5 protein-coding genes are annotated in these 5200 nt (G+C 73.2%); 3 read left to right on the top strand and 2 right to left on the bottom strand.

Annotated features, from left to right (window positions below; all coding sequences use genetic code 11):
- Positions 1–68: 68 nt before the first annotated feature.
- On the bottom strand, positions 69–602 hold the full coding sequence (locus PKY62_RS11900) for a MarR family winged helix-turn-helix transcriptional regulator (RefSeq protein WP_324537234.1): 534 nt from the start codon (positions 600–602) through the stop codon (positions 69–71).
- 102 nt (positions 603–704) lie between these two features.
- On the opposite strand from PKY62_RS11900, the gene PKY62_RS11895 reads away from it, so the two are divergent.
- Both PKY62_RS11895 and PKY62_RS11890 read left to right on the top strand, forming a co-directional pair.
- Positions 705–1280 (top strand): NADPH-dependent F420 reductase, encoded by a 576-nt coding sequence (locus PKY62_RS11895; RefSeq protein ID WP_324537232.1) that lies wholly within the window; start codon positions 705–707, stop codon positions 1278–1280.
- Positions 1280–2143 (top strand): dioxygenase family protein, encoded by an 864-nt coding sequence (locus tag PKY62_RS11890; RefSeq protein WP_324537230.1) that lies wholly within the window; start codon positions 1280–1282, stop codon positions 2141–2143. Before PKY62_RS11895 ends, PKY62_RS11890 begins: the two co-directional genes overlap by 1 nt.
- Before the next feature lie 2 nt (positions 2144–2145).
- Here PKY62_RS11890 and PKY62_RS11885 read toward each other — a convergent pair whose 3' ends face one another.
- Positions 2146–4455 carry an exo-beta-d-1,3/1,6-glucosidase gene (locus PKY62_RS11885; protein WP_324537228.1) on the bottom strand — a complete coding sequence of 770 codons (2310 nt, stop codon included), beginning with the start codon at positions 4453–4455 and terminating at the stop codon, positions 2146–2148.
- 80 nt (positions 4456–4535) lie between these two features.
- On the opposite strand from PKY62_RS11885, the gene PKY62_RS11880 reads away from it, so the two are divergent.
- Positions 4536–5021: a glutathione peroxidase gene (locus tag PKY62_RS11880; RefSeq protein ID WP_324537226.1), complete on the top strand. Its 486-nt coding sequence runs from the start codon at positions 4536–4538 to the stop codon at positions 5019–5021.
- Positions 5022–5200 lie beyond the last annotated feature (179 nt).

Raw genomic sequence — 5200 nt, 5'->3', positions numbered from 1 at the left:
AGCTACCGCGCCGCGATCCACCTCGCAGCCACCCTCATCTGGATCAAGACCGACTCAGTCAACACGTCCTAGGAGCCCGCAGCCCGATCCGTCGTGGCCGTCGCTCCCGCGGCCGTCACGACGGGCCGCTGATAGGGCGCCGTCATGGCGCCCTCGGGGTCGAGGCGCGTGAGGATCGCGTCGGAGACCTCACCGAGCAGGCGCACCTGCTCGGGCGTCAGGGCGTCCAGGACGTAGCGGCGCACCGCGGCGACGTGCCCCGGGGCCGCCGCGACCACCGCCGCCCACCCGGCGTCGGTGAGCTCGGCGTTGGTCGCACGGCCGTCCTGCGGGCAGGGCGCCCTGCGCACCAGGCCCCGCTCCTCCAGGCGGCTGACGACGTGCGACAGTCGCGGCAGCGTGGCGTTGGTCCGGCCGGCCAGCACGCTCATCCGCAGGCGGCGCTCGGGCGCCTCGGAGAGCATGGCGAGCACGAAGTAGTCGAAGTGCGTCAGTTCGGAGTCGCGGCGCAGCTGCTGCTCCAGGACCCCGGGCAGCAGCTCCACCACCGCGATGAACCGGACCCAGGTGGAGATCTCGTCGTCGTCGAGCCAGTGCGTCATGGCACCCACGGTACCGTATTAGTTGACACAACAACTATCTGTGCTAGGTTTCTAGTTGTACCTTCAACTATCGGCCCGCGGGCCTCAGCACAGGGAGTCACCATGGCGAACGTCAGCATCATCGGCACCGGGAACATGGCACAGGCGATCTCGCGCGTGCTCACGTCCGGGGGCGCCACCGTGGAGCTCATCGGCCACGGCGAGGCCACCACGCCCACCGGCGACGTCGTCGTCCTCGCGGTGCCCTACCCGGCCGTCGCGGACGTCATCGCGACGTACGGCACCGCCCTCGCAGGCAAGATCGTCGTGGACATCACCAACCCCCTCGACTTCGCGACGTTCGACGCGCTCGTCGTCCCCGCGGACGGCTCCGCGACGGCCGAGATCGCCGCGGCGCTGCCGCAGTCCCGCGTGGTCAAGGCCTTCAACACGACCTTCGCCGCGACCCTGGCCACCGGCACCGTCGGCGGCGCGCAGCCGACCACCGTGCTCGTCGCCGGGGACGACGCCGTCGCGAAGGCCACGCTCGTGGGCCTCGTCGAGGCGGGCGGCCTGCGCGCGATCGACGCCGGCGGCCTGCGACGGGCCCGCGAGCTCGAGGCGGTGGGCTTCCTGCAGCTCACCCTGGCGGTGGGCGAGAAGGTCTCCTGGGCCGGCGGCTTCGCCGTCGTCGCCTGATGTCCACCGCCCGCCACCCGTTCCTCGACCACCTCGACCGGGCGGCCGCGCTCGAGGCCGCTGCACCGAGCCGGGCGTGGACCCCCGACGACGGAGCGCTGCCGAGCCTGTACCTCAGCCACGGCGCGCCGCCGCTCCTCGAGGACGCGCGCTGGATGAGCGGCCTGCACGGGTGGGCACGCTCGCTGCCCACGCCGCGCGCCATCCTCATCGTCAGCGCGCACTGGGAGTCCGCCCCCTTGGCGCTGTCGAGCACCCAGGCGGGCACGGACCTCGTCTACGACTTCGGCGGGTTCGACCCGATGTACTTCCGGCTGCGGTACGACACCCCGGACGCGAGCGACCTCGCGCGCCTGGTCCGCAGCGTGCTGCCAGCCACCGAGACGGTCCACGAGCACCGCAGCCGCGGGCTCGACCACGGCGCCTGGGTGCCGCTCAAGGTCATGTACCCGGACGCGAGCGTCCCGGTGCTGCAGCTGAGCATGCCGACGCACGACGCGACGACGCTGCTGGCGCTCGGTGAGCGCCTGCGTCCGCTGCGCGAGCAGGGCGTGCTCGTCATCGGCTCGGGGTTCATGACCCACGGCCTGCCGTACCTGGACTGGAGCCGGCCCGAGGCCGTGCCCGGCTGGTCGGCCGAGTTCGACCTGTGGGCGGCCGATGCCCTTGCCCGCGGCGATGTCGACGAGCTCGCCGGCTTCCGCACGCGCGCGCCAGGGATGCCCTACGCGCACCCGACCGTCGAGCACTTCACGCCGCTGTTCGTCACCCTCGGCGCCGCGGCCGACGCGCAGGCGCCCGTCACGACGACCATCGACGGCTTCTGGCTGGGCCTGGCGCGCCGGTCCTTCCAGGCCGTCTGACGTCAGCGGGTGGCAGGTCCGGCGATGGTGAACCCGGCCGCGAGGAGGTCGGAACCGCGCGAGCTGGGGCCGACGAGGAGGTCGAAGGCGCCGGGTTCGACCACCCGGTGGCCCTCGGCGTCGACGAGGGTGCACACGGCCGCGGGCACCTCCAGGTCGACGACCACGCTGGTGCCGGGAGCCACGGCGACCTGACGGAACGCCTTGAGCTCGCGCTCGGCCCACGTGACGCTGGTGACCAGGTCGGACACGTAGACCTGGACGGTCTCCAGCGCCGGGCGGGTCCCGGTGTTCGTCAGCGTGACCTGGGCGTGCACGGTCCCGTCGGCCGGGACCTGGGCGTCGCGGACCGTCAGGTCGCCGTACTCGACACGCGTATAGCTCAGGCCCTCACCGAAGACGAACAGGGGGTCCTGGGTCAGGTCCGCGTACCGGTTGCCGTGCTGACCGCGGACCTGGTTGTAGAACACCGGCTGCTGACCCACGTGCCGCGGCACCGAGATCGGCAGCCGTCCCGTCGGCTCGATCAGCCCGACGAGCAGCTCGCCGATCGCCCGACCTCCGCGCATCCCCGGGTTGAACGCCTCGACCAGGGAAGCGGCCGCCAGCGCCGAGGCCGGCAGCACCGCCGGCTTGGAGTGGACCAGCACCAGGACGACCGGGGTCCCGGTCGCCACGACGGCGTCGAGCAGCGCGACCTGACCACCCTGCAGCTCCAGGGTCGCGGTCGAGCGGCCCTCACCGGTCAGCGCGACGGTGTCGCCCAGCACCACCACGGCCACGTCCGCAGCGCGCGCGGCCTCGACCGCCTGGGCCAGCAGCACCGGGTCCGCCCCGACGGGTGCGAAGACCGGCGGGCGGGGCTGCCCGTCGGGGTAGGTGTCCCCCTCGGGGTCGGGGACCAGGGTGCCGATCTCCGCGCCACGGGCGTGGGTGACCGTCCAGCCCGCCGGGACCACGGCCCGCACCCCGTCGAGCACGGTCTCGGTGAGGTGGCGCGGGTGGCCCTCGGCCATCCACGGCACCTGCCCCGACGCACCGGCCCAGTCGCCCAGCTGGGCGTGCTGGTCGTCAGCATTCGGCCCGAGCACCGCGACCGTGCGCACCGGGCCGTCGCCGATCGCCCGACCGTCCGCCCCCGCCACCAGCCCGCCGTCCAGCGGCAGCAGGCCGTCGTTGGTCAGGAGCACCAACGACCGACGCGCCAGCTCCAGGTTGAGGTCCGCGTGCGCGGCGCACCCGATCACCTGCGCCTGGCGCGCGACGTCCGGCGCGCGCGGGTCCTCGAACAACCCCAGCTCGACCTTCAGCCGCAGGATCCGCGCCACGGCCTCGTCGATCTGCGCCTCGGCCAGCCGCCCCTGCGCGACCGCCGCGAGCGCACCCTCGAAGAACTGCGGCGTCGTCATCACCAGGTGGTTGCCCGCCCGCACCGCCACCGTGGCAGCCTCGACGTCATCGGCGCAGACCTTCTGCTCCCAGACCATCCGGCCCACGTTGTCCCAGTCGGTCACCAACGTCCCGGTGAACCCCCACTCCCCCCGCAGCACCTCGTCCAGCAACCACCGGTTCGCCGTGATCGGCACCCCGTCCATCGCCTGGTACCCCAGCATGAACGTGCGGCACCCCGCCCGCGCGGCCCGCTCGAACGGCGGCAGGAACCACGACCGCAACGCCCGACGCGACAGGTCCGCCTCGCTCGCATCACGCCCACCCTGCGTCTGGGAGTACCCCGCGAAGTGCTTCGCGCACGCCAGCACCGCAGTCGGATCCTCCAGCCCGTCGCCCTGGTACCCCCGGATCATCGCCGCGCCCAGCTCCCCCAGCAGGTACGGGTCCTCCCCGAACGTCTCGTCCACCCGACCCCACCGCAGGTCCCGCGCGATGCACAGCACCGGGGAGAACGTCCAGTGCAGCCCGGTCGCCGCAATCTCCACCGCAGCGGCCCGCGCCCCACGCTCCACCAGGTCCGGGTCCCACGAGCACGCCATCGCCAGCTGCGTGCCGAAGATCGTCGCGCCCGGCCAGAACGAGTGCCCATGGATCGCGTCGTCCGCCATGAGCAGCGGGATCCCCAGGCGGGTGCCCGCCGCCCGTTCGATCGCCTCCGCCATCCCCGCCGGCGAGGTGTGCAGGATCGACCCAGCACCCTTGACCGTGACGATGTCCGCCAGGTCCCCCCGCGCGTCGAGCTGGAGCATCTGCCCCACCTTCTCCCGCAACGTCATCCGGCCCAGCAGATCCGCCACGCGGGCGTCGGCCGGCAGCGCCGGGTCCTGGTAGGGCAGCGGCTCGTGCGTCGAGGCGGTCATCGTCCCATCCTGCCGCCTCGTGCCGCGCGACGGACGCCGGACGCCGGACTACCAGCGGCGCCGGTGGTGTTGTCCTCCCCATGGACCTCCGCGGCATCGCCCTGACCACCCTCGACGGCCGCAGCACGACGTTCGACGCGTACGCCCACCAGGTGGTCCTCGTCGTCAACGTCGCCTCGCGGTGCGGGTTCACGTCGCAGTACGCCCAGCTCGAGGCGCTCCAGCAGCGCTACGGCGACCGCGGGTTCAGCGTGCTGGGGTTCCCCAGCAACCAGTTCCTCCAGGAGCTCGGCAGTGCCGCGTCCATCGCCGAGTTCTGCTCCACGACGTACGGCGTGACGTTCCCGATGTTCGAGAAGGTCACGGTCAACGGCCGCCGTCGGCACCCCCTGTACGCCGCCCTCGCCGCGGTGCCGGACGGCTCGGGGGCCGCGGGCAAGGTGCGCTGGAACTTCGAGAAGTTCCTCGTCACGCCCGCGGGGCAGGCCCGCCGCTTCCGCTCGAACGTCGCCCCGGACGACCCGGAGCTCGTGGCACTCCTCGAGGCGGGGCTGCCCGCAGCCTGACCGGCGCGCCACCGCCCCCGACCGGGCCGTCGGTCCGTTCCCTCCCACCCGTGCGGAGACGAGGATGGGGGCATGGCCCGCCTCTGGGATGCCAAGGAGCTCCTCCTCTTCGTCGCGTCGAGCGCTCTGCTGGGGGCCGGCGGCGTCGCGTGGCTGCTGAGGGCCGAGGCCGCCGGGCG

Origin of the sequence: Actinotalea sp., from assembly GCF_035443605.1 — a bacterium.
In the GTDB taxonomy this organism is placed as follows: domain Bacteria; phylum Actinomycetota; class Actinomycetes; order Actinomycetales; family Cellulomonadaceae; genus Actinotalea.
Note: the sequence above shows the minus strand (reverse complement) of the source record. Positions and strands in the feature narration are given on the sequence as shown.